This window comes from Candidatus Kosakonia sp. 282A-S69 (assembly GCF_029433855.1).
Lineage (GTDB): Bacteria > Pseudomonadota > Gammaproteobacteria > Enterobacterales > Enterobacteriaceae > Kosakonia > Kosakonia cowanii_A.
Genome location: NZ_JAROAU010000001.1, coordinates 553157 through 574905 on the forward strand (window position 1 = coordinate 553157; position 21749 = coordinate 574905).

Annotated in this window: 20 protein-coding genes; 13 read left to right on the forward strand and 7 right to left on the reverse strand. The window is 57.4% G+C overall.

Annotated features, from left to right (window positions below):
• Positions 1–14: 14 nt before the first annotated feature.
• The 3 genes from hslR to PU683_RS02505 all read right to left on the reverse strand — a co-directional run bounded on the left by hslR (position 15) and on the right by PU683_RS02505 (position 3294).
• Complete coding sequence (hslR, locus tag PU683_RS02495) at positions 15–416, reverse strand: ribosome-associated heat shock protein Hsp15 (protein ID WP_187800351.1); 402 nt, start codon at positions 414–416, stop codon at positions 15–17.
• On the reverse strand, positions 416–1093 hold the full coding sequence (gene yrfG, locus PU683_RS02500; protein ID WP_277169953.1) for a GMP/IMP nucleotidase: 678 nt from the start codon (positions 1091–1093) through the stop codon (positions 416–418). Before yrfG ends, hslR begins: the two co-directional genes overlap by 1 nt.
• Positions 1094–1158: 65 nt before the next feature.
• Positions 1159–3294 (reverse strand): intracellular growth attenuator family protein, encoded by a 2136-nt coding sequence (locus tag PU683_RS02505; RefSeq protein WP_277169954.1) that lies wholly within the window; start codon positions 3292–3294, stop codon positions 1159–1161.
• Between the two features lie 317 nt (positions 3295–3611).
• Here PU683_RS02505 and nudE point away from each other — a divergent pair, with 317 nt between their 5' ends.
• Positions 3612–4172 carry an ADP compounds hydrolase NudE gene (gene nudE, locus PU683_RS02510; protein ID WP_277169955.1) on the forward strand — a complete coding sequence of 187 codons (561 nt, stop codon included), beginning with the start codon at positions 3612–3614 and terminating at the stop codon, positions 4170–4172.
• A 62-nt stretch (positions 4173–4234) separates the two neighbouring features.
• Here nudE and mrcA read toward each other — a convergent pair whose 3' ends face one another.
• Positions 4235–6787, reverse strand: a complete 2553-nt coding sequence (gene mrcA / locus PU683_RS02515) for a peptidoglycan glycosyltransferase/peptidoglycan DD-transpeptidase MrcA (protein ID WP_277169956.1) — start codon at positions 6785–6787, stop codon at positions 4235–4237.
• Between the two features lie 119 nt (positions 6788–6906).
• Here mrcA and PU683_RS02520 point away from each other — a divergent pair, with 119 nt between their 5' ends.
• From PU683_RS02520 to trpS, 12 genes are all read left to right on the forward strand, one after another.
• Entirely contained in the window at positions 6907–7692 is a 786-nt protein-coding gene (locus PU683_RS02520) for a DNA utilization protein HofM (RefSeq protein ID WP_277169957.1), read from the forward strand.
• Positions 7692–8231 (forward strand): PilN domain-containing protein, encoded by a 540-nt coding sequence (locus PU683_RS02525; RefSeq protein WP_277169958.1) that lies wholly within the window; start codon positions 7692–7694, stop codon positions 8229–8231. Before PU683_RS02520 ends, PU683_RS02525 begins: the two co-directional genes overlap by 1 nt.
• On the forward strand, positions 8215–8676 hold the full coding sequence (locus PU683_RS02530; protein WP_277169959.1) for a HofO family protein: 462 nt from the start codon (positions 8215–8217) through the stop codon (positions 8674–8676). Before PU683_RS02525 ends, PU683_RS02530 begins: the two co-directional genes overlap by 17 nt.
• Positions 8666–9013, forward strand: coding sequence for a HofP DNA utilization family protein (locus PU683_RS02535; RefSeq protein WP_277169960.1), 348 nt, complete (start codon positions 8666–8668; stop codon positions 9011–9013). Before PU683_RS02530 ends, PU683_RS02535 begins: the two co-directional genes overlap by 11 nt.
• Complete coding sequence (gene hofQ, locus PU683_RS02540) at positions 8979–10211, forward strand: DNA uptake porin HofQ (RefSeq protein ID WP_277169961.1); 1233 nt, start codon at positions 8979–8981, stop codon at positions 10209–10211. Before PU683_RS02535 ends, hofQ begins: the two co-directional genes overlap by 35 nt.
• Positions 10212–10497: 286 nt before the next feature.
• On the forward strand, positions 10498–11019 hold the full coding sequence (gene aroK, locus PU683_RS02545) for a shikimate kinase AroK (RefSeq protein WP_002920267.1): 522 nt from the start codon (positions 10498–10500) through the stop codon (positions 11017–11019).
• Between the two features lie 54 nt (positions 11020–11073).
• Positions 11074–12162, forward strand: a complete 1089-nt coding sequence (gene aroB, locus PU683_RS02550) for a 3-dehydroquinate synthase (protein ID WP_277169962.1) — start codon at positions 11074–11076, stop codon at positions 12160–12162.
• Positions 12163–12249: 87 nt separating this feature from the next.
• Entirely contained in the window at positions 12250–13575 is a 1326-nt protein-coding gene (gene damX / locus PU683_RS02555) for a cell division protein DamX (RefSeq protein ID WP_277169963.1), read from the forward strand.
• Between the two features lie 67 nt (positions 13576–13642).
• Positions 13643–14470, forward strand: a complete 828-nt coding sequence (gene dam / locus PU683_RS02560; protein ID WP_023482009.1) for an adenine-specific DNA-methyltransferase — start codon at positions 13643–13645, stop codon at positions 14468–14470.
• Positions 14471–14525: 55 nt separating this feature from the next.
• Complete coding sequence (gene rpe / locus PU683_RS02565; protein WP_277169964.1) at positions 14526–15203, forward strand: ribulose-phosphate 3-epimerase; 678 nt, start codon at positions 14526–14528, stop codon at positions 15201–15203.
• Entirely contained in the window at positions 15196–15957 is a 762-nt protein-coding gene (gene gph, locus PU683_RS02570) for a phosphoglycolate phosphatase (protein ID WP_277169965.1), read from the forward strand. The genes rpe and gph overlap by 8 nt, the downstream gene beginning before the upstream one ends.
• Positions 15950–16954: a tryptophan--tRNA ligase gene (gene trpS, locus PU683_RS02575; protein ID WP_277169966.1), complete on the forward strand. Its 1005-nt coding sequence runs from the start codon at positions 15950–15952 to the stop codon at positions 16952–16954. Before gph ends, trpS begins: the two co-directional genes overlap by 8 nt.
• Before the next feature lie 334 nt (positions 16955–17288).
• Here the strand turns inward: trpS and cysG are convergent, their stop codons facing one another.
• The 3 genes from cysG to nirB form a co-directional block, all read right to left on the reverse strand.
• Positions 17289–18653 carry a siroheme synthase CysG gene (cysG, locus tag PU683_RS02580; protein ID WP_277169967.1) on the reverse strand — a complete coding sequence of 455 codons (1365 nt, stop codon included), beginning with the start codon at positions 18651–18653 and terminating at the stop codon, positions 17289–17291.
• A gap of 123 nt (positions 18654–18776) precedes the next feature.
• Positions 18777–19103 (reverse strand): nitrite reductase small subunit NirD, encoded by a 327-nt coding sequence (gene nirD / locus PU683_RS02585; RefSeq protein ID WP_277169968.1) that lies wholly within the window; start codon positions 19101–19103, stop codon positions 18777–18779.
• Positions 19100–21643, reverse strand: coding sequence for a nitrite reductase large subunit NirB (nirB, locus tag PU683_RS02590; protein WP_277169969.1), 2544 nt, complete (start codon positions 21641–21643; stop codon positions 19100–19102). Before nirB ends, nirD begins: the two co-directional genes overlap by 4 nt.
• Positions 21644–21749 lie beyond the last annotated feature (106 nt).

Below are 21749 nucleotides of genomic sequence, written 5' to 3' on the forward strand. Positions count from 1 at the left end.
CTTGCGGGTGCGCGTTACTCGCTGCCACCGGATTTAAATTTCATCAGATCGCGGCGCTCCTTCTTATCCGGGCGGCGATCGGGATGCGGCATGGTCAGCGCATTGAGCTTGCGGGCCTGCGCCATTTTTTCGCGTTTCTCAATGCTCTCTGCCGTCTCTTCATACAGTTCAACGGCTTCGCTTGCCGGACGGCGCTGATCGGTAATCCCTTTTACGATCACGGTTCGCTCATCATTGCCCTGACGCAGGGTCAGGGTGGCGTTCAGCTCGACGATTTTACTCGGCTTGCTGCGTTGCCCGTTGTAGTGCACCTTCCCGCCGTCGATCATCTCGCGGGCGAAGGCGCGGGTCTTATAAAAACGCGCTGCCCAGAGCCATTTATCCAGGCGGACCTCTTGCGCAGGCTGCTGTTTCATTACATCTCCTTTAGAAGCGAGGGGAGTAAGCGGCGGTAGTCGTTCATGGCCGGATGGCGCAAATAGCGCTTATCCGCCAACCCGGAGTCTGGATTAGCGACGCCGAGACAGTAGCGAATACCAAATGTCGCGGCGGCATCGAGAATCGGCTCGCTGTCATCAATGAACAGCGTCTGCGCGGGATCAAGGCCGGTATGACTGGCGACAGCCTGCCACAAGCGCTGATCCTCTTTCGGATAACCAAATGTATGGGTGGAAAGTAATAAATCAAGGTGCGCCGCCAGGCCCGTATGCTCAAGCTTAACCGCCAGGTTGTGCGGGTGCGCGTTGGTCAGCAAAATGCGGCGCTTGCCGCTTTTTTTCAACGCATCAAGAAACGGGACCGTATCTTCACGCAGTACGGCGCGCGCCCCTTGCTCGGTGGTCATGGCGCAAATATCCAGCCCAAGCCGTTCGCTCCAGTAGTCCAGACAGTACCAGTTTAGCGTATGCTGCACGTCGTGATAGGCCTGGCTGATGACGCTTTGCGCCTCCTGCGGCGTTAAACCCGCTTTCTCGCTGTAGGTTTGCGGCACCAGTTGCTGCCAGAAATAGGTATCGAAGGCGAGATCGAGCAGCGTGCCGTCCATGTCCAGCAGAACGGTATCCACCTCCTGCCAGGCAATATCAATGTGCATGAAAAGGGCTCCAGCCAGAGAAAATCTGCGCGCAAGGTTAACACAGCTCGCGCAGCAGATCGTTATCAGCCGAGGCTATCTTCGCTAGGGATCAGGCGGGGGTTGAGGCAGCTCTCATAGTACTGCTGAATCTCTTCAATACGCGTGCGGTTACGCTGGTAGCGGCGCAGCGCCAGCACGCCATTGTAGATGCTGCACAGGAGCATCGCCGCCAGCAGCAGGGTCGTGGCGGCATAGCGCCATAAACCGGCAGCATCCGGCATGCGGTGCAGGCTGATATGTTTAGTGCCGTTGGCATCGGTCACAAGGCTTGTGATGATCCCTTCCGCGTGGAACGGCGTCTGCATCAGCATCTGTGCCAGACGCTGGAACTCGGCCCACTGCTCCTGCGCCGGGTAGTCATAGAGCGCCATCGGCGGCCACGGCTGATCGACCAGTTCATTACCCTCTTCGCTGACAATCAAGAAGCCGCCCGGAGCCGGGCTGTTCAGCGCCTGCGCCGCGCGCGTGGTTTCACGCATGATAAACGGCGCGGTCGAGGTAGTGACGAGGTTGTCGAGGGATTCTGCGCTCACCGGGCGCAGCAGCACATTGACCCCGGTAAGCTTGCCTTCGCTGGCGCGCTTGGTCAGCGTCTCCCAGTCTTTGCTGTTACCGAGGTTGACCAGCGCATTTTTAAGCCGCAGACACTCATCTTCAGCCGCGCAAAGCTCCTGCGTTTTCAGCACGATATCAGCGAAATCATCCAGCAGAACCATGCCGGATTTTTGAATGGCGGAGCGTAACACCGGGCTGACGCGGGAATCCTCTTCCGTGGTCGGATGCAGCTGCTGGCTCACCGCCTGCGCCAGCGCGGTGGCTTTGGTCACAATGTCCGATTCCGGCAATGGCAGGGGAGGGGCGTTGTTCCAGATAATTTGTGAGCAGTCGAACGGCGTAAACGGCGACGTCTGACGCGAGGCCCAGTTGCTCTGCGTGTGGATATTACACATCCCGGTGCCGCTGATGCGTAGCGTATCGCCAATGCGCAGACCCGCGGCTTCCAGCTGATTGACGCTGCTGGCTTCAACGGTCTGTGCGCCTTTAATCCACGAAACGGTGAATTTGATCGGCATATCCAGCGGCACCCAAATCAGCAGCATCGCCAGCACTACCAGCGAGCCGAGCGAGATCACTGCGCTGCGCACCCAGTGCTGCAGCGGGAAGTTCTTTACCTCGTCGTGCAGTGACAAAAAGCGCCCCTGGCGCACAACGTGACGATCGAGATAGATATCAATATCGGTTTGCTGACCTAAATCGCGGGTGATAAAGGGCTGCCAGTGCTTTGGATAAATCAGGTCGATAATACCGAGCGAGATGTTGTTCATCTGCTCCTGATTGTTTTCACCGAACAGCCCCCAGCGCTTTGGCGTGCCGCGCAGACAGTGAATTTCGCGCAGCGTGTTTTTTGCCGGCGGCGCATAAAGCCCCCACAGACCGGCCGCCAGCAGCAGCGCACCGCCGCCCGCCATCCACGGCACAAAGACTTCCGGCGATGCCAGGCAGAAGAAGAACATCAGGAATGAGGCACAGATCAGCAGCGCTTCGCGCATGCCGTCCGGACGGTTCAGGGTATGTTCATAGGGGGTTTCGCGGCGAATATTGAGCAGTTCAATCTGCTCACTCTCTTCACCGCGGATCGCCGAATGGGTTGAGCCGATATGCTGCAATTCGCTGCCGCGCTCTTCATACATACACTCGCTGAGCGTATGCCCATTGAGAGCAATCACCAGCGGCATTGAGTCAGTACGAATCAGCTCAACATTATTCTCATCATTAATGTATTGCTCCCACGATGGCGGGAGATGGACCTCAACGGAGTCCAGGTAGTAACGCCACTTATTTGGCGCGTCGGTAGTGATGCCATAGCGCGTGATGGGATGGGCGACAAACAGCACCGTATTGCTATGCGCATTGAGTTTGATGGAGACAGGAGCGGCAGTGGCGCCCGTCAGACCAGGGGTATTTTGGGTACGGGAAAGCGTTTCCAGATAGCGTTCAACGGCGTCGCGCTCCTCTGGTGTCAATTTGCGGGCCGTCGCGCCGGAGAATGCCGGTAAATAAGGCAATCGGTATCGACGTTGCGACCTGTACCTGTAAATCCATCCGGCGAGGAATGCGCAGGCCAGCATAGCAACTAAAAAAATCAAAATGGTGCTCATGCTTTCCCCATCTTACTTTTTCAAACAGGTGTAGTCAGTTGCACCCTTCCCGTAAATATCTAATGTGGTTGGCCGCGATAAGCAAGAAATTAACTTGAGTATTTTTAAGCGCATACCATCGTTGGGAAGAATAGCAAAAGCCCCCTGGCGGGAATATCAGCAAATTCTTAGTTTTATTTCAAGCTATTGACTTTTTAGTGAAAATGCGAATTGATTTCAGATAGGTTGCAACAATGTAAATAAGCGGCAAAGGAGATTGCCCAGGGCGTGCGTAGTGTCGCACAATAACGAAAGTTTCTCTGCAAAGACCGATAATAATGAGCAAATCATTGCAAAAACCCACCATTCTCAACGTCGAAACCGTGGCGTCGTCGCGACTTTTTAACGTCGAAAGCGTGGATCTGGAATTTAGCAACGGTGTGCGTCGGGTCTATGAACGCATGCGCCCCTCTAATCGTGAAGCGGTGATGATTGTGCCGATCATCGACGATCACCTGATTCTGATCCGTGAATATGCGGTTGGAACCGAATCCTACGAGCTGGGTTTCTCCAAAGGTCTTATCGACGAGGGGGAGAGTATATATGAAGCGGCCAACCGGGAGCTAAAGGAAGAGGTTGGATTTGGCGCGAACGAGCTCACTTTTCTGAAAAAACTGAGCATGGCACCCTCCTACTTCTCCAGCAAGATGAATATCCTGGTAGCGGAAAATCTCTATCCAGAATCACTGCCGGGCGATGAGCCTGAGCCACTGCCGCAGGTCCGCTGGCCGTTAAAGCACCTGATGGATCTGCTTGAAGACCCCGATTTCCACGAAGCCCGCAATGTCAGCGCACTCTTTCTGGTGCGTGAGTGGCTCAAAGGGCAAGGGCGGCTTTAATCGCTGTAATAAATAAAAGAAAGGGCGCGAAAGCGCCCTTTTTTATACTGCTCACCGCTGCGTCAGAACAGCTCGTGCGTCTCGCCATTATCGATAAGCGTGGTGCCCGCTTCATGAACTGCCTGCTGAGTCGGCTGCGTTCCTTCGATAAAGTACTCCTGACGGCTGCTACCGCCATTGGCTAGCTGCCCGGTGCTACGGTCAATATTGACCGTTACCACGCCCGGCGGCGGCGTAAGCGGATCTTCCGGCACGCCCTCCAGCACGGCTTTCATGTAAGCATCCCATGCTGGCTGTGCGCTCTTCGCACCGCCTTCATAGCCGGAAATCTGATCCTTAATCGCGCCAGAAGCGCTGGTGCGGCCAAGGTTGCGGCGATGATCGTCAAAGCCAATCCACACCGAGGTCACCACGCCTGGGCCGTAACCTGAGAACCAGGCATCTTTCGAACTGTTGGTGGTGCCGGTTTTGCCGCCGATATCATTGCGTTTGAGATCGCGACCCGCGCGCCAGCCGGTACCTTGCCAGCCCGGTTCCCCAAAGACGTTACTGTTCAGCGCGCTCTTAATCAGGAAGGAGAGCGGCGTACTGATGACGTGCGGCGCGTACTCCTCCGCACCGGTGCGTTCAACCAGCGCCTGGTTTGCCTGCTCCAGCTGCGGCATCGGGACGGCAGGATTTTGCTGCTCCTGCGAGGTGGCGACGTTTTCCATATCCTTGTTTTCCAGCACATTCGACTTCGGCGTCTCGCCATAAATCACCGGAATATCGCAACTGGCACAGGCGACCTTCGGACGCGCTTCAAACAGCTTATCACCCTGAACATTCTCGATTTTGCTGATGAAATAGGGATCAACCAGGAAGCCGCCGTTGGCCATTACCGCATAACCGCGCGCCACCTGCAGCGGAGTAAAGGAGGCTGAGCCGAGCGCAAGGGATTCGGTATGTACAATGTTTTGCGCCGGGAAACCGAAGCGCTGCAGATACTCTGCCGCGTAATCAACGCCCATCGCACGCATCGCGCGTACCATCACCACGTTTTTCGACTGCCCCAGACCCTGGCGCAGGCGGATCGGCCCGGCATACTCATCCGGCGAGTTCTTCGGCCGCCAGTCGGAGCCAGCGCCCGCATCCCAGCGCGAAATCGGCGCATCGTTAAGGATGCTTGCCAGCGTCAGGCCTTTATCCATCGCAGCGGTATAAAGGAACGGTTTGATGTTCGATCCAACCTGGCGCAGCGCTTGTGTGGCGCGGTTAAACTTGCTCTGGTTGAAATCAAAACCGCCCACCAGCGCCATCACCGCGCCGTTATGGGGGTTGATCGACACCAGCGCTGAGTTGACGTCCGGCACTTGTCCCAGCCACCAGCTGTCGCCTACCTGGCGAACCCAAATCTGCTGACCCACCTGAACGGCGTCGGTCACTTTGCGCGGCGTTGGACCCTGCTGCGTATCCGAGCGGTAAGGGCGCGCCCAGCGAACACCTTCCAGCTTCAGCGAGACCGTCGAACCGTCCGCCAGCATTGCGGTGGCTTCCTGCGGATTGGCGCTGGTGACAACGGCAGGCGACAGCGGTCCGTAAGTCGGCAGCGCTTTCAGAGAGTCAGTGATTTTTTTACTCTCCCACGCCGCTTCACCCACTTTCCACAGCACGTTCGACGGGCCGCGATAGCCGTGACGCATATCGTAATCCATCACGTTATTGCGCACCGCATCCTGCGCGGCCTGCTGCACTTTGCGCGTGACTGTGGTGTAAACACGATAACCATCTTCGTAGGCTTTATCACCGTAGCGGCTCACCATCTCCTGGCGCACCATTTCGGAAAGATAGGGGGCAGAGAAGGCGATTTCCGGCGCATGGTAGTTGGCATCAATAGCTTCGCTACGCGCTTCGTCAGCCTGCTGCTCGCTGATATACCCTTCGCTCTGCATACGCGCCAGCACTACATTGCGTCGCGCCGTGGCACGGTCGAGAGAGTAGAGCGGGTTAAAGGTAGAGGGCGCTTTCGGCAGCCCGGCAATCACTGCGATCTCGCTTAAGGTGAGTTGGTCGACACTTTTACCAAAGTAGACCTGCGCCGCCGCGCCCACGCCGTAAGCGCGGTAACCGAGATAAATTTTATTGAGGTAGAGCTCAAGAATTTCGTCTTTGCTCAGCAGTTGCTCAATGCGGATTGCCAGGAACACCTCTTTGATTTTACGCATCATTGTGCGTTCCGGGCTTAAGAAGAAGTTACGCGCCAGCTGCTGCGTAATGGTACTTGCACCCTGCGAGGCGTGGCCGGAGAAGAGCGCGACGCTGGCCGCACGGAAAATCCCGACCGGATCGACGCCGTGATGCTCATAAAAGCGGCTGTCTTCCGTGGCGATAAAGGCTTTCACCATCACTGGCGGAATGTGATCCAGCGTCAACGGGATACGGCGCTTTTCACCGTACTGCGCGATCAGCTCGCCGTCAGCGCTATAGACCTGCATTGGAATCTGCAGCCGGACATCCTTCAGCGTGGCGACGTCAGGTAACTGCGGCTCAATATATTTGTACAGACCGTAAATCGAGCCTGCTCCCAACAGAATGCAAAAGACTGCAAGGATGAATAAATACTTTACGAACTTCACTGGAGATTTCCCATTTAGAGTCACTTGGGCAGTTTATAAACAACCGCGCGGTAGTATAAAGGCAAGCCTTAAGCATTGATATAGCGTCCGCCAGCGAGACGATAAGGAGATCGTAATTTATGACATTCAGGCACTGGCAAATTGGTGTGCATATTCAACAGGATGGCGTCTTTGTCGTGGCGCTTTCCGCCGGGCGATACGGGCGAGCGCTGCGCCGCTGGTGGCATCTTCCGCTCCCCAGTGGCGCGGTGGTTCAGGGGCGGATTAAAACGCCGGAGCAGCTGCTCAATGCCCTGCGTCCCTGGCGTACTGCCTTGCCGCAGCGCCACTGCGCGCGTATCGCCTTTCCCGCCGGGCAGACGCTGCAGCGAAGATTACCGCGCCCGGCGGTGACGCTGCGTGAACCCATGCTGACCAGCTGGGTTTCACAGGCGATGGCGCGCGAGCTGGAGATGGCACAAAGCGATCTCTGTTTCGACTTTACCGAGGATGAGCCCGCCAGGAGCTATGGCGTGACCGCCGCACAGAACCGGGATATCGCCGTGCTGCTGGAGATCGCACAGCAGCTTTCACTCCATCTCTCCTCTATTACGCCCGATGCCTGCGCCCTGCAGCCGCTACTGCCCTCCCTGTCGGCACCGGCGCGCTGTCTCGCCTGGTGCGATGAGCGCCAGTGGCTCTGGGCGACAAAAGAGAGCTGGGGGCGGCGAGCGCGTGAAGAGGCGCAGGATGTGACGCAGCTTGGCGCACTGCTCGCACTTCCCCCGGATGAGATCATCCAGTGTGGCGAAGGCGCAGGTGAATTTGACTGCTGGGGCGCGGTACCGTCGCGCCAACCGCCTCTACCGGATGCGAGCCAGCGCTACGCCATTGCGTTGGGGCTGGCGATTGCCAGGGGGTACTGATGCGTCCTGCGGTCAATTTTATGCCGTGGCGGCAGCTGCAGCGGCGGCGATGTTTGCGCTTCTGGGCGGTGACAGCGGTGTTAAGCGTGATGAGCCTGTTCCTGGGCGGCACGTGGTGGCATGCGCAGCGGGCCCAGGCCTGGCATAGCGATACACTCTGGCTGGCGGCGGATCGGGCGCTGCTGGTCGTGCTGCATGCACAAGAAGAACCGCTTCGTCTGCGACAACAGCAGTGGCAACTGGCGCAGGAGAAAGCGCGCCGGCGGCAGATCACAACCGCCTGGCGGCAGACGTTGCTCACGCTTGCGGCCGCGCTACCAGAAAACGCCTGGCTGACCCAACTGCGCTGGCGGCAGAACCAGCTAGAAATTAACGGCCTGGCGCGTGCCGTCAGCGCCCTTAGCGAGTTTGAGCCGCGGCTGCAAAAGCTGGCGGGGTTTCACCTCCAGCCGATGGAGAGCGTCTCGCGTAATGGGCAGGGGCTCTGGCAATTTACCTATCAGCTGAGCCGGGAGCAGATCGATGGCGCTAAACCCTGATGTGTGGCTCGCCCTTTCGCCGCGCATGCGGGCGGTCTGCTGGCTGGCCGCAACGCTTATCGGCATATTGCTTATCGGGTGGTTCGCCATCCGACCGCTGAATCATGCGCAGCGCCTTACGCTTCGCCAGCAGAGTGCGCTCCAGCTGGAGCTACAGGCAGAGTGGCGAAAGCTTCGCGCGCTGGCATTGCCCGAGGAGCAGATTGAGCTCTCAGAGGTGCGTCGCTTTAGCCCACTCGACTTTCATGGCCAGACGCGGCAGCTCTTGCGCTGGCAGCCGATGCAGAGCGGCGGTGAAATGGTGCTGGAAAGCCGCTGGCCGCAGGCCGTAGAGACCTTTCTGCTGCTGGCGGAGCGCGACATGCAGATCCCCGCATTTTCTCTTTCCGCCAGCGACAACGGGCTGCGCTTTACGCTGCAACTGGAGCATGACGATGATCGCTAAACGCCTGCTTTTTACCTTCGGGATGGTCTGTGTGCTGTGCGGTATGCGCGATCCTTTTCAGCCCCCGCCGGATCGCTGCCAGCTTGCACAGCTCCATGCCTGGCAGCTGCATGGCGTTATCGAAAGCGGGCAGCGGCTGGCCATCATCCGCGACGCGGCGGGGCGCTGGCATCGGGTTCGCGTGGGCGACACACTTTCCCCCGGATGGCGCGTTACCGCCATCGACGCGGATGAAACAGAGATAACAACAGGGAAGAGCTGCGCCCCCTCGACATGGCGCTGGAAACGAAAAGGAACTCAGGATGCGAAAATCGATAGCGAGCATCGTACTCTTTAGTCTGCCGCTGGCCTGCGTCAGGGCAGCGCCGCTGGTGACAATGAGCGTTGACGAGGTGCCGGTTGCGCAGGTGCTGCAGGCCCTGGCGACGCTGGAAAAACAGAATCTTATCATCCCGCCAGAGGTGAGCGGTGTGGTCTCCCTTAACCTGACTGAAGTGCCCTGGTTGCAGGCGATGCAGACCGTTGCAGCCAGCGCAGGGTTAATCCTGAATCAGCAAGGCGCTATCTGGCAGGTGCATACCGCGTCGTGGCAGCAGAAGAAGCTGGCGGAGCAGGAGGCGGCCCAGGCGCGGCGTAAAAAGAGTGCGCCAACGCTGACGCGCGGCATTGTGCTACGCCATGCGAATGCCGCCGAGCTGGCAAAAGCCGCAGAGAAGCTAATCAGTGCCCAAGGGACCCTCACCGTCGATGTGCGTCTTAACCGGCTGCTGGTACGTGATAATAAAGAGAGCCTCGCCGCGCTGGAGAAGTGGGTCGCGCAGATGGACCTGCCGGTTGAGCAGGTCGAACTGGCGGCATGGATCGTGACTATTAATGAAAAAAGTCTGCGCGAGCTCGGGGTGAAGTGGGGGCTCGGGCAAGAGCCTGCCGCCACGCGCGGTCAGGTGAGTAACCTGGTGGCAGATCACAGCGTCGCCAGCGCCACAACGCGTATCGGCTTTAATATCGGCAGTATTAATGCGCGGCTGCTTGAACTGGAGCTCTCCGCGCTTGAACAAAAGCAGCAACTAGAGATTATCGCCAGCCCGCGCCTGCTGGCCTCACATCTGCAGCCTGCAAGTATTAAGCAGGGGAGTGAAATTCCTTACCAGGTGGCTAACGGTGAGAGCAATACGGCAGTTGAATTTAAAGAAGCGGTGCTGGGCATGGAAGTGACCCCAACGGTGCTGCCGGATGGGCGGGTCCGCTTGAAGCTGCGCATCAGCCAGAATATGCCCGGTCAGGTACTGCAACAGGCCGGCGGCGAAGCGCTGGCGATTGATAAGCAGGAGATTGAAACCGTGGTAGAGGTTAAAAGCGGCGAAACGCTGGCATTGGGTGGCATCTTTTCGCAAAAGAAGCGTAACGGCAGAGCCCAGGTACCGGGTCTTGGCGCTATTCCCGGCTTCGGTCGTCTGTTTCGCCAGGATGCAAAAGAGGGGGAGCGCCGCGAACTGGTGGTCTTTATTACCCCCAGGCTGGCAGCGGTACATTAAATCTGCCGTAACGCCCCTTTTTCGCCGTAACTTGGCCCAGGTGTTTGACGTGGGAGATGATTTAGCTTACAAGGAGTACCGATTTGAGTGTCAGCGGTCTCCGTATAATAAAGGGCGGTAAGAGGGATAACGTGTTTATTCAGTTGCCAAACAAGCCGGAGTACTGAGATAATTTTCGATCTGACTCTCGCACTATCGCATATGAGGTTTCAGTTCATGTCCTGCTACGCCGCACGTTTGCGAAGCGGGTTTATCATCAACGAATAGTCTTAGTAGTACCGAAAAAATGGCAGAGAAACGCAATATCTTTCTGGTTGGGCCTATGGGTGCCGGCAAAAGCACTATTGGGCGTCAGTTAGCTCAACAACTCAATATGGAATTTTACGATTCTGATCAAGAGATTGAGAAACGAACCGGAGCTGATGTGGGCTGGGTCTTCGATGTTGAAGGTGAAGAAGGTTTCCGCGATCGCGAGGAAAAGATCATCAATGAGCTGACGGAGAAGCAGGGCATCGTTCTGGCGACCGGCGGCGGCTCTGTGAAATCCCGCGAAACCCGTAATCGTCTCTCCGCCCGCGGTGTAGTGGTGTATCTGGAAACCACTATCGAGAAGCAACTGGCTCGTACTCAACGTGATAAAAAACGTCCGCTGCTGCAGGTGGACGCGCCGCCGCGTGAAGTGTTGGAAGCGCTGGCCGACGAACGCAATCCGCTTTACGAAGAGATTGCCGATGTGACCATTCGTACTGACGATCAGAGCGCGAAAGTGGTAGCGAACCAGATTATTCATATGCTGGAAAGCAACTAAATCAGGCTTAATAGACGGCCTGCAGGTTTAAGCAACTAAGGTGGATGTCGCGTCATGGAGAGGATCACCGTTACTCTCGGGGAACGTAGTTACCCTATCACCATCGCGGCTGGTTTGTTTAACGATCCAGCTTCCTTCGCGCCCCTGAAGTCTGGTGATCAGGTCATGCTGGTCACCAACGAAACACTGGCTCCGCTCTACCTTGATAAGGTGCGTGGCGTGCTGGAACAGGCCGGTGTAAATGTCGATAGCGTGATCCTGCCTGACGGCGAGCAGTACAAAAGCCTGGCAGTGATGGATACGGTGTTCACCGCACTGTTGCAAAAACCACATGGGCGCGATACCACACTGGTCGCGCTCGGCGGCGGCGTAATCGGCGATTTAACCGGTTTTGCTGCGGCCAGCTATCAGCGCGGCGTGCGCTTTATCCAGGTGCCGACCACGCTCCTTTCTCAGGTTGACTCCTCCGTTGGCGGTAAAACGGCGGTAAACCACCCCCTTGGCAAAAACATGATTGGCGCGTTCTATCAGCCCGCGTCGGTTGTAGTCGATCTCGATTGCCTGGCAACCCTTCCTGCCCGTGAACTCTCCTCCGGTCTTGCGGAAGTGATCAAATACGGCATTATTCTCGACGGCGCATTCTTTAGCTGGCTGGAAGAGAATATGGACGCTCTGCTGCGCCTCGATGGTGCGGCGCTGGCTTACTGTATTCGCCGCTGCTGCGAACTGAAAGCCGAGGTCGTTGCCGCCGATGAGCGCGAAAACGGCTTACGTGCTTTACTCAATCTTGGGCATACCTTCGGCCATGCGATTGAGGCGGAGATGGGTTACGGTAACTGGCTTCACGGCGAAGCCGTGGCTGCCGGAATGGTGATGGCGGCACACGCGTCAGAACGCCTCGGGCAGTTTAGCGCAGCAGATACGCAGCGCATCAAAGCGCTGCTGAAACGTGCCGGTTTACCCGTTGAAGGTCCGCGTGAAATGGCGGCGCAGGCTTACCTGCCGCACATGATGCGCGATAAAAAAGTGTTAGCGGGAGAGATGCGTTTAGTGCTTCCGCTGGCCATAGGGAAGAGTGAAGTTCGCGGCGGAGTGTCGCACGACGTAGTACTTAGCGCTATTGCTGATTGCCAGCAGGCGTAACGATAAGAAAGGTCTGTTCACGCGCTGCGTGGCGTTTAACTTCGGGCGATATGCATCAGTGGCATACGCCTTTGTGTGGGGTGTTAAATGGATGAATTCAAACCAGAAGACGAGCTGAAACCCGATCCCAGCGATCGTCGTACTGGTCGTTCTCGTCAATCTTCCGAGCGTGTCGATGAGCCGCAGATCAACTTTGATGAGGTTGATGTTGATGCCGACGATCGCCGTCCTGCGCGCACGCGCCGGGTGCGTGACGAGCGCGAAGAGGAGAGCTATCAAGAAGATGAGGCCGCTCTGGACGAGGAGCCGCAGGAGCGTCGCCCGCGTAAGCGTAAGAAAGCCGCTGCCGCAGTGAAACCGGCGTCCCGCCAGTATCTGATGATGGGTATCGGTATCCTGGTGTTACTGCTGCTGATTATCGGCATCGGCTCTGCGCTGAAATCCCCCGCGCCTGCTAGTAATGAACAAAACACGTCGGGCGAGAAAAATATCGATCTCGGCGCGACGAATAACGCTGCCGATCAGGCAAACGGCGCACAGCCCGCACCGGGCGCGTCACCTTCGCAGGCACAGAACGCAGGCAGTGCGCCAGCTCAGCAGGATGTGACACTGCCGCCGATCTCCTCTACGCCATCGCAAGGCCAGCCATCCGCTACGCCGGAAGGGCAAAATCGCGTTGAAGTGCAGGGCGATCTCAACAGCGCGCTGTCGCAGCCGCAGAGCCAGACGCAGCTTGATAGTGCGGCCAGCTCGACGCTGCCGACCGAACCGGCGACGGTTGCACCGATTCATAACAGTAATGGCAACAGCAACTCCACCGCCGCGCGAAATCAGCAGCAGCCTGCCTCCGGTGAAAACCGCACGACGGCACCGCGTAACGAACGTAAGCAGATGGTCATTGAACCGAAGCCGACCGCGAAGACGCCGGTAGCGAAAAGCGAGCCGAAAGCGGAATCCCGCCCGGTCGCCCAGCCGCCGAAACGCACGGAAAGCACCGCTTCTGCGCCAGTGAAAGCCCCAGCGACAACGTCGACAGCAGCACCGTCAACGGCGGCATCCACTCCGAAGACCACAGCACCGGCGGCAACCGCAAGCAGCACACCCGCTGCCAGCGGAACGGCTTCTACCGGCAATGTCGGTGCGCTGAAATCGGCTCCGGGCAACCACTACACCCTGCAGCTGAGCAGTTCTTCGAACTACAACAATCTCAATGCGTGGGCGAAGAAAGAGAACCTGAAAAACTTCGTGGTCTACCAGACAACGCGTAACGGTCAGCCGTGGTACGTGCTGGTGAGCGGCGTCTATGCCTCGAAAGATGATGCTAAGCGCGCAGTCTCTGCGCTGCCAGCGGATGTGCAGGCGAAAAACCCGTGGGCGAAGCCGCTGCATCAGGTGCAGGCCGATCTTAAGTAATGTGTAAAGCGCAGGATGCTGTCGGAGCTTTCTCCACAGCCGGAGAGAGTGTAAGTAATCAGTCAGCATGAAAAAGAATCGCGCTTTTCTAAAATGGGCAGGGGGGAAATACCCCCTGCTCGACGATATCGGAAGGCACTTGCCGAAGGGAGAGTGCCTGATCGAGCCTTTCGTTGGCGCGGGCTCGGTGTTTCTCAACACCTCCTACTCCCGCTATATCCTTGCAGATATCAACAGCGACTTAATCAGCCTCTATAACATCGTTAAAGAGCGGCCTGATGAGTATGTTCACCACGCGCGCGCGCTGTTTGTGCCCGCGGTGAACCAGTCCGAAGTCTATTACCAGCTGCGTCAGGAGTTTAACCAGTGCCAGGAGCCGTTCCGGCGCGCGCTGCTGTTTTTATACCTCAACCGGCATGGCTACAATGGTCTGTGTCGTTACAACCTGCGCGGGGAGTTTAACGTGCCGTTTGGGCGCTATAAAAAACCCTACTTCCCGGAAGCGGAGTTGTATCACTTTGCAGAAAAAGCGCAGAATGCCTTCTTTTACTGCGAATCTTACGCCGAGAGTATGGCGCGGGCGGATGCGAATTCGGTGGTCTATTGCGATCCGCCCTATGCGCCGCTCTCTGCGACAGCCAACTTTACGGCGTACCATACCAATAGCTTTACCCTTGAGCAGCAGGCTCATCTTGCCGCGATTGCGGAGAGCCTGGTGCAGAACCGAATCCCGGTATTGATTTCCAACCATGACACGCTGTTGACGCGTGAATGGTACAGTCAGGCGAAATTGCACGTGGTGAAAGTGCGACGCAGTATCAGCAGTAATGGCGGGACGCGAAAAAAAGTGGATGAGCTGCTGGCGCTCTATCGCCCGGCTCCCGCGCCTCGCTAACCCTGCGTTCACCGCGCCGCCGCCTGCCGAAACCTACTTTCTCAAGGAGATGCGGATGAAACAGTATTTAATTGCCCCTTCGATTCTGTCGGCTGATTTTGCTCGCCTGGGCGAAGACACCGCCAGCGTACTGGCGGCGGGCGGCGACGTTGTCCACTTTGATGTGATGGACAACCACTACGTACCGAACCTGACCATCGGCCCGATGGTGCTGAAAGCGCTGCGCAACTACGGCATCACCGCACCTATCGATGTGCACCTGATGGTGAAACCGGTTGACCGTCTGGTGCCGGACTTTGCCGAAGCCGGGGCAAGCATTATCACCTTTCATCCTGAAGCTTCTGAACATATTGACCGCACGCTGCAACTGATCAAAGAGCATGGCTGCAAAGCGGGGCTGGTGTTTAACCCGGCCACGCCGCTGAGCTATCTCGATCATGTTATGGACAAGCTGGATGTGATTCTGCTGATGTCCGTAAACCCCGGTTTTGGCGGTCAATCCTTCATTCCCCATACGCTCGACAAGTTGCGCGAGGTGCGTCATCGCATCGACGCATCCGGCCTCGATATCCGTCTTGAAGTGGACGGCGGGGTGAAAGCGAGCAATATCGGCGAGATCGCGGCAGCCGGCGCGGATATGTTCGTGGCGGGCTCGGCGATTTTCAATCAGCCGGATTACAAACAGGTTATTGATGAAATGCGTAGCGAACTGGCGAAGGTAAGTCATGGATAAATTGCAGTCGATTCGGGGTGTCGCGTTCGATCTCGACGGCACATTAGTGGATAGCGCGCCGGGACTCACCGCCGCCGTAGACAGCGCACTGTATGCCCTTGAGCTTCCACAGGCTGGCGAAGCACGCGTCATTACCTGGATTGGAAACGGCGCTGATGTGTTGATGGAGCGCGCCTTTAACTGGGCTCGCCAGGAGCGTGCCATTCAGCGCGCCTCGCAGGGCAAGCCCGATATTGATACCGGCGACGTGCCGCAGGCCGAGCAGATCGCGATGCTGCGTAAGCTCTTCAACCGTTACTATGAAGAGACCGTGGAAGAGGGCAGCGTCCTGTTCCCGGACGTGGCGCAAACCCTCGCGGCGCTGCACGAAAAAGGGCTGCCGCTGGCGCTGGTGACCAACAAGCCGACGCCGTTTGTTGCGCCGCTGCTGGATGCGCTGGAGATTGCCCACTACTTCACTTTTGTCGTCGGGGGTGATGATGTGGTGAATAAGAAGCCGCACCCGGAGCCGCTGCTGCTGGTGTGCGACAAGCTGGCGATTCAACCCCATGAGTTACTCTTCGTTGGCGACTCACGCAACGATATCCGCGCCGCGCAGGCGGCAGGCAGCGTCTCCGTTGGCCTGACCTACGGCTATAACTATGGTGAAGCGATTACCCTAAGCGAGCCGGACTACGTCTTCGACCGCTTTAAGGATTTACTGCCCGCGCTCGGGCTTCCGCTCAGTGAACATCAGGAAATGAAAAATGACTAAGCCCATCGTTTTTAGTGGCGCACAGCCCTCAGGTGAATTGACCATTGGCAACTATATGGGTGCGCTGCGTCAGTGGGTGAACATGCAGGACGACTATCACTGTATCTACTGCATCGTTGACCTGCATGCCATCACCGCCCGTCAGGATCCGGAGAAGCTGCGTAAGGCGACGCTGGATACGCTGGCGCTCTATCTGGCGTGCGGCATTGACCCGCAGAAAAGCACGATCTTTGTGCAGTCCCACGTTCCTGAGCATGCCCAGCTGGGTTGGGCGCTGAACTGCTACACCTACTTCGGCGAGCTGAGCCGCATGACCCAGTTCAAAGATAAGTCCGCACGTTACTCAGAAAACATCAACGCCGGCCTGTTTGATTATCCGGTGCTGATGGCGGCAGATATTCTGCTTTACCAGACTAACCAGGTGCCGGTCGGCGAAGATCAGAAGCAGCATCTGGAGCTGAGCCGCGATATCGCGCAGCGCTTCAACGCCATTTATGGCGAGGTGTTTAAAGTGCCTGAGCCGTTTATTCCGAAGTCCGGTGCGCGCGTGATGTCGCTGCTGGAGCCGACTAAGAAGATGTCCAAGTCGGACGACAACCGCAACAACGTCATTGGCCTGCTGGAAGATCCGAAGTCGGTGGTGAAGAAGATCAAACGCGCCGTGACCGACTCCGACGAGCCGCCGGTTGTGCGTTACGATGTGGCGAATAAAGCTGGCGTATCTAACCTGCTCGATATCCTCTCCGCCGTGACCGGCCAGAGCATCGCCGAACTGGAGCAGCATTTCGAAGGCAAGATGTATGGTCATCTGAAAGGCGAAGTGGCGGACGCGGTTTCCGGCATGCTGACCGAGTTGCAGGAGCGCTACCATCGCTATCGCAATGACGAAGCTTTCCTGCAGCAGATCATGCGCGAAGGTGCGGAAAAAGCGAGCGCGCACGCTTCAGAAACCCTGAAGAAAGTGTACGAAGCGATTGGTTTTGTCGCGAAGCCGTAAGCGCTGATTGCCGGATGGCGGCGTAACGCCTTATCCGGCCTACGGGTTAGCATGGTTTCGTAGGCCTGATAAGCGCAGCGCCATCAGGCATTGTGCCCGGCGCTGATTGCCGGATGGCGGCGTAACGCCTTATCCGGCCTACGGGTTAGCACGATTTCGTAGGCCTGATAAGCGCAGCGCCATCAGGCATTGTGCCCGGCGCTGATTGCCGGATGGCGGCGTAACCGCCTTATCCGGCCTACGGATTAGCATGGTTTCGTAGGCCTGATAAGCGCAGCGCCATCAGGCATTAACCTCCGCATCCTCGGGCAGGTAGCGCCATCAGGCATTGTCTTTAAAACCACTTCAACTTATCGCGTAACGCGACAACCCTGCCGACGATAATCAACGACGGGCTTTTCACCTGCTGCGCCAGCTCGCCAAGCTGCGACAGCGTGCCGCTTACGACCCGCTGCTGCACCGACGTGCCATTTTCTACCAGCGCTACTGGCATATCCGCCTGCATACCGTGAGCGATCATTTGCGCCTGAATCGCCGCCGCCTGATTCAGCCCCATATAAAACACCAGCGTCTGCTTCTCTGCCGCCAGGTTAGCCCAGTCCAGCTCACTGCCGGTTTTCAGGTGACCCGTGACCAGCCGCACGCTCTGGGCGTAATCCCGGTGAGTCAACGGAATGCCCGAGTAAGCTGAACAGCCGGAAGCTGCGGTAATCCCCGGCACGACCGAGAAGGGAATACCCGCATGACACAGCGTTTCCAGCTCTTCGCCGCCGCGCCCAAAAATAAAGGGATCGCCGCCTTTTAACCGCACTACGCGCTTCCCGCTCTGCGCCTCGCGCAGCAGGATCTGGTTAATCTCCTCCTGCGGCACGCAGTGATAGCCCGCGCGTTTACCCACGAACACGCGGTCGGCGTCGCGGCGTACCAGATTCATGATCTCATCGGAGACTAGCCGGTCATATACCACCACATCCGCCTGCTGGATTTGCTGTAAGCCTTTCAGCGTCAGCAGCCCGGCATCGCCAGGGCCGGCGCCCACCAGCACCACTTCACCGCGATTATCCAGCGGCTCGCTCAGCATCTGCTCGGTGATGCTCTCCACGGCGGTCATGTTCTGATTCGCCAGCGATTGTGCCAGCCGATCGTTAACGAAGAGCTTCTCCCAGAAACGGCGACGCTCGCTCATGGTGGCGAAATGGCGCTTCACGCGGCTGCGCAGTTGCCCGGCAAACTTCGCCACATGGCCAAGGTGTTGCGGCAGCAGCGACTCCAGCTTCTCGCGCAGCAAACGCGCCAGCACCGGCGACGTGCCGCCCGAGGAGATCGCGACCATTAGCGGCGAGCGGTCAATAATCGACGGCATGATAAAGCTCGCTTCTTTCGGCGCATCGACCACATTGCAGAAGATACGACGAGCTTCTGCCGCGTCGCTAACCTGCTGATTTACCGCGTCGTTATCGGTAGCGGCAATCGCCAGCCAGCACTCATCAAGCAGCGTTTCGCTAAACTCGCCTTCGACCAGCGTCAGCATGCCTTCCGCGGCCCAGGCGGTAAATTGAGGAATAAAGGTGAGAGCATTGACGGTGAGCCGCGCGCCCGCATCAAGCAACAGACGCGCTTTGCGCTCCGCGACGTCGCCGCCGCCGACCAGCAGACAGGCGCGTCCCCGTAATTGACAGAAAATTGGCAGGTGATCCACGACATTACCCCGGTATTGTAGTTATAGGCTGAAGCGGACACCGCGCGGCGAGAGCCGCGGGTGCTAAGCATGAGCCGTAGCATAACAGCAAGCTGTCGCTACGGCCGTTGAGAGGGCAGGGGATTATGCTTTGATCTGCACCTCACCATCCTTCACTCGTGCTTCAAAATGGGCAACTGAACGGCTTTCATCTTCCATACAGAGGCCATCGCGCAGACGGAAGCGCTGTTTTTTTAACGGACTGGCAACCCAAAGTTCGCCCTGATGTTCGGCGATAATGCCGCGTGAGAGCACGCTCGACTGAAAAAACGGGTCGATATTGCTGATGGCGTAAACCTGGTCATCGTGGCGCGGGCGGAATATTGCCACCTGCTCGCCATTGACCAGCGCGCAGACGCCGGTTGCCGGGACAATCTCATCAATATTACAGACGGTGTTCCACTGGCTCATGCGTTCTCCTCCACTAACATCACCGGAATACGTTCATAGGGGGTCGCCGGCCGATGCTGCGCGCGCTCCGCAACCACCTGCACGTTCGGATCGCGGCGATCGCTATTGATAAAGTGCTTGAAGCGCGTTTGCGCCGCCGGGTTATTGACGGTTTCTGTCCACTCGCAAATCACCGCTTCGCGCAGGCGGTTCATCTCTGCTTCCAGTTGTGCATCAAAGCCCAGCTTGTCGTCGATAATGACGCTACGCAGATAGTCGATGCCGCCCTCCATCCCCTCAAGCCACGAGGCGGTACGGGTCAGTTTGTCGGCGGTGCGAATGTAGAACATCATAAAACGGTCGAGGTAACGCAGCAGGGTCTCGCGGTCAAGATCGGCCGCCAGCAGATCCGCATGGCGCGGTTTCATACCGCCATTACCACATACATAGAGATTCCAGCCCTTCTCCGTGGCGATGATCCCCACGTCTTTCCCCTGCGCTTCCGCACACTCACGGGTACAGCCGGAGACACCAAACTTCATTTTGTGCGGAGTACGGATGCCTTTGTAACGGTTTTCCAGCTCGACGCCGAAGCCGACGCTGTCGCCAACGCCATAGCGGCACCAGGTCGACCCGACGCAGGTTTTCGCCATACGCAGCGCTTTAGCGTACGCGTGGCCGGTTTCGAACCCGGCATTGATTAACTGACGCCAGATTTCTGGCAGATCGTCTTTTTGCGCACCGAACAGGCCGATGCGCTGCGAGCCGGTGATTTTGGTATAGAGGTTGAACTCGCGCGCGATACGTCCTACTTCCATCAGCCCTTCCGGCGTGATTTCGCCGCCCGCAGAGCGCGGGATAACCGAGTAGGTACCATCTTTCTGGATATTGGCGAGGAAGTTGTCGTTGGTATCCTGCAGCGGCGTGTGCTGTGGTTTCAGGATGTACTCGTTCCAGCAGGAGGCGAGCAGCGAGCCGACGGTTGGTTTACACACTTCGCAGCCATAGCCGGTACCGTATTTCGCCAGTAGCTCTTCAAAGGTTTTAATCCCTTCCACCTGAATGAGATGGAACAACTCCTGGCGAGAGTAGGCGAAGTGTTCACACAGGTTATTGGTGATTTCGATACCCTGTTTCGCCAGTTCGGCATTCAGGACCTGCGTGACCAGCGGAATACAGCCGCCGCAACCGGTGCCGGCTTTGGTTTCCGCTTTCAGTGCGGCCACGGTGTGGCAGCCTTTGTTGATCGCTGTAATCAGGTCGCCTTTGGTGACGTCGAAGCAGGAGCAGATTTGCGCGCTGTCTGGCAGCTTATCGACGCCGATTGAGGGTTTACCGCCGCTGGCGTGTGCCGGCAGGATCAACGCGTCGGGGTTTTCCGGCAGTTCGATAGCGTTGAGCACCAGTTGCAGCAGGTTGCCGTAATCGCTGGTGTCACCAACCAATACGGCACCAAGCAGCGTTTTGTTATCAGGGCTGACAATCAGACGCTTATAAACCTCTTTGCTTTCGTCGAGGTAGACGTAGCTGCGCGCGCCCGGTGTGCGGCCGTGTGCATCGCCGATACCGCCAACATCCACGCCGAGCAGTTTCAGCTTGGCGCTAAGATCCGCGCCTTCAAAGGCGTTTTGCGTGCCGAGGATATGGTCAACCGTCACCTGTGCCATTTTATAGCCCGGCGCGACCAGGCCATAGACGCGGTTATTCCAGCTGGCGCACTCGCCGATGGCGTAAATATTGGGATCGGAGGTCTGGCAGCAGTCGTTGATCACGATGCCGCCGCGCGGGGCGACTTCAAGCCCACATTGAGTCGCCAGCTTGTCGCGTGGACGGATACCGGTGGAGAAGACAATAAAGTCCACTTCCAGCTCGCTGCCGTCGGCGAAGCGCATGGTTTTGCGCGCCTCAACGCCCTCCTGCACGATCTCTTTGGTGTTTTTGCTGGTGTGCACACGCACGCCCATGCTTTCGATTTTACGTCTTAACTGTTCGCCGCCCATCTGATCGAGTTGTTCTGCCATCAGCATTGGGGCGAATTCGATAACATGGGTTTCGACGCCTAAGTTTTTCAGCGCGCCTGCGGCTTCCAGACCGAGCAGGCCGCCGCCAACCACCGCGCCACGGCGGCTACGACGTGCGCATGACTCAATGGCATTCAAATCCTCAATGGTGCGGTAAACAAAGCAGTCCTGGGTTTCAGACCCTTTGATCGGTGGGATCCACGGGTAAGAGCCGGTGGCCATAATCAGCTTATCGTAATAGACCGTACGGCCTGCGCTGGAGTGGATCACTTTTTCCTGGCGGTTAATCGTGATAGCGCGTTCGCCTACCAGCACTTTGACGCCATGTTTTTCGTAGAAGCCTTCGCGAACTAACGACAGCTCTTCGGCTGTATGGTGGGAAAAATAGGATGACAGGTGGACGCGGTCGTAGGCTTTACGCGGCTCTTCACAGAATACGGTAATGTCGAACTGGCTGGCGTCGGCTTTGTCGAGAAGGTCCTCGATAAAGCGGTGGCCGACCATGCCATTACCGATGATAGCGAGTTTGACTTTGCTCATTTTTGCCTCGATTTCTTTTTTACTACCTCCTACCTTAACGATTCAGCCTGCCTGATTATTGATGTATATCAATTGCACCTTAACCTACCCCTTAATGAGTATGATG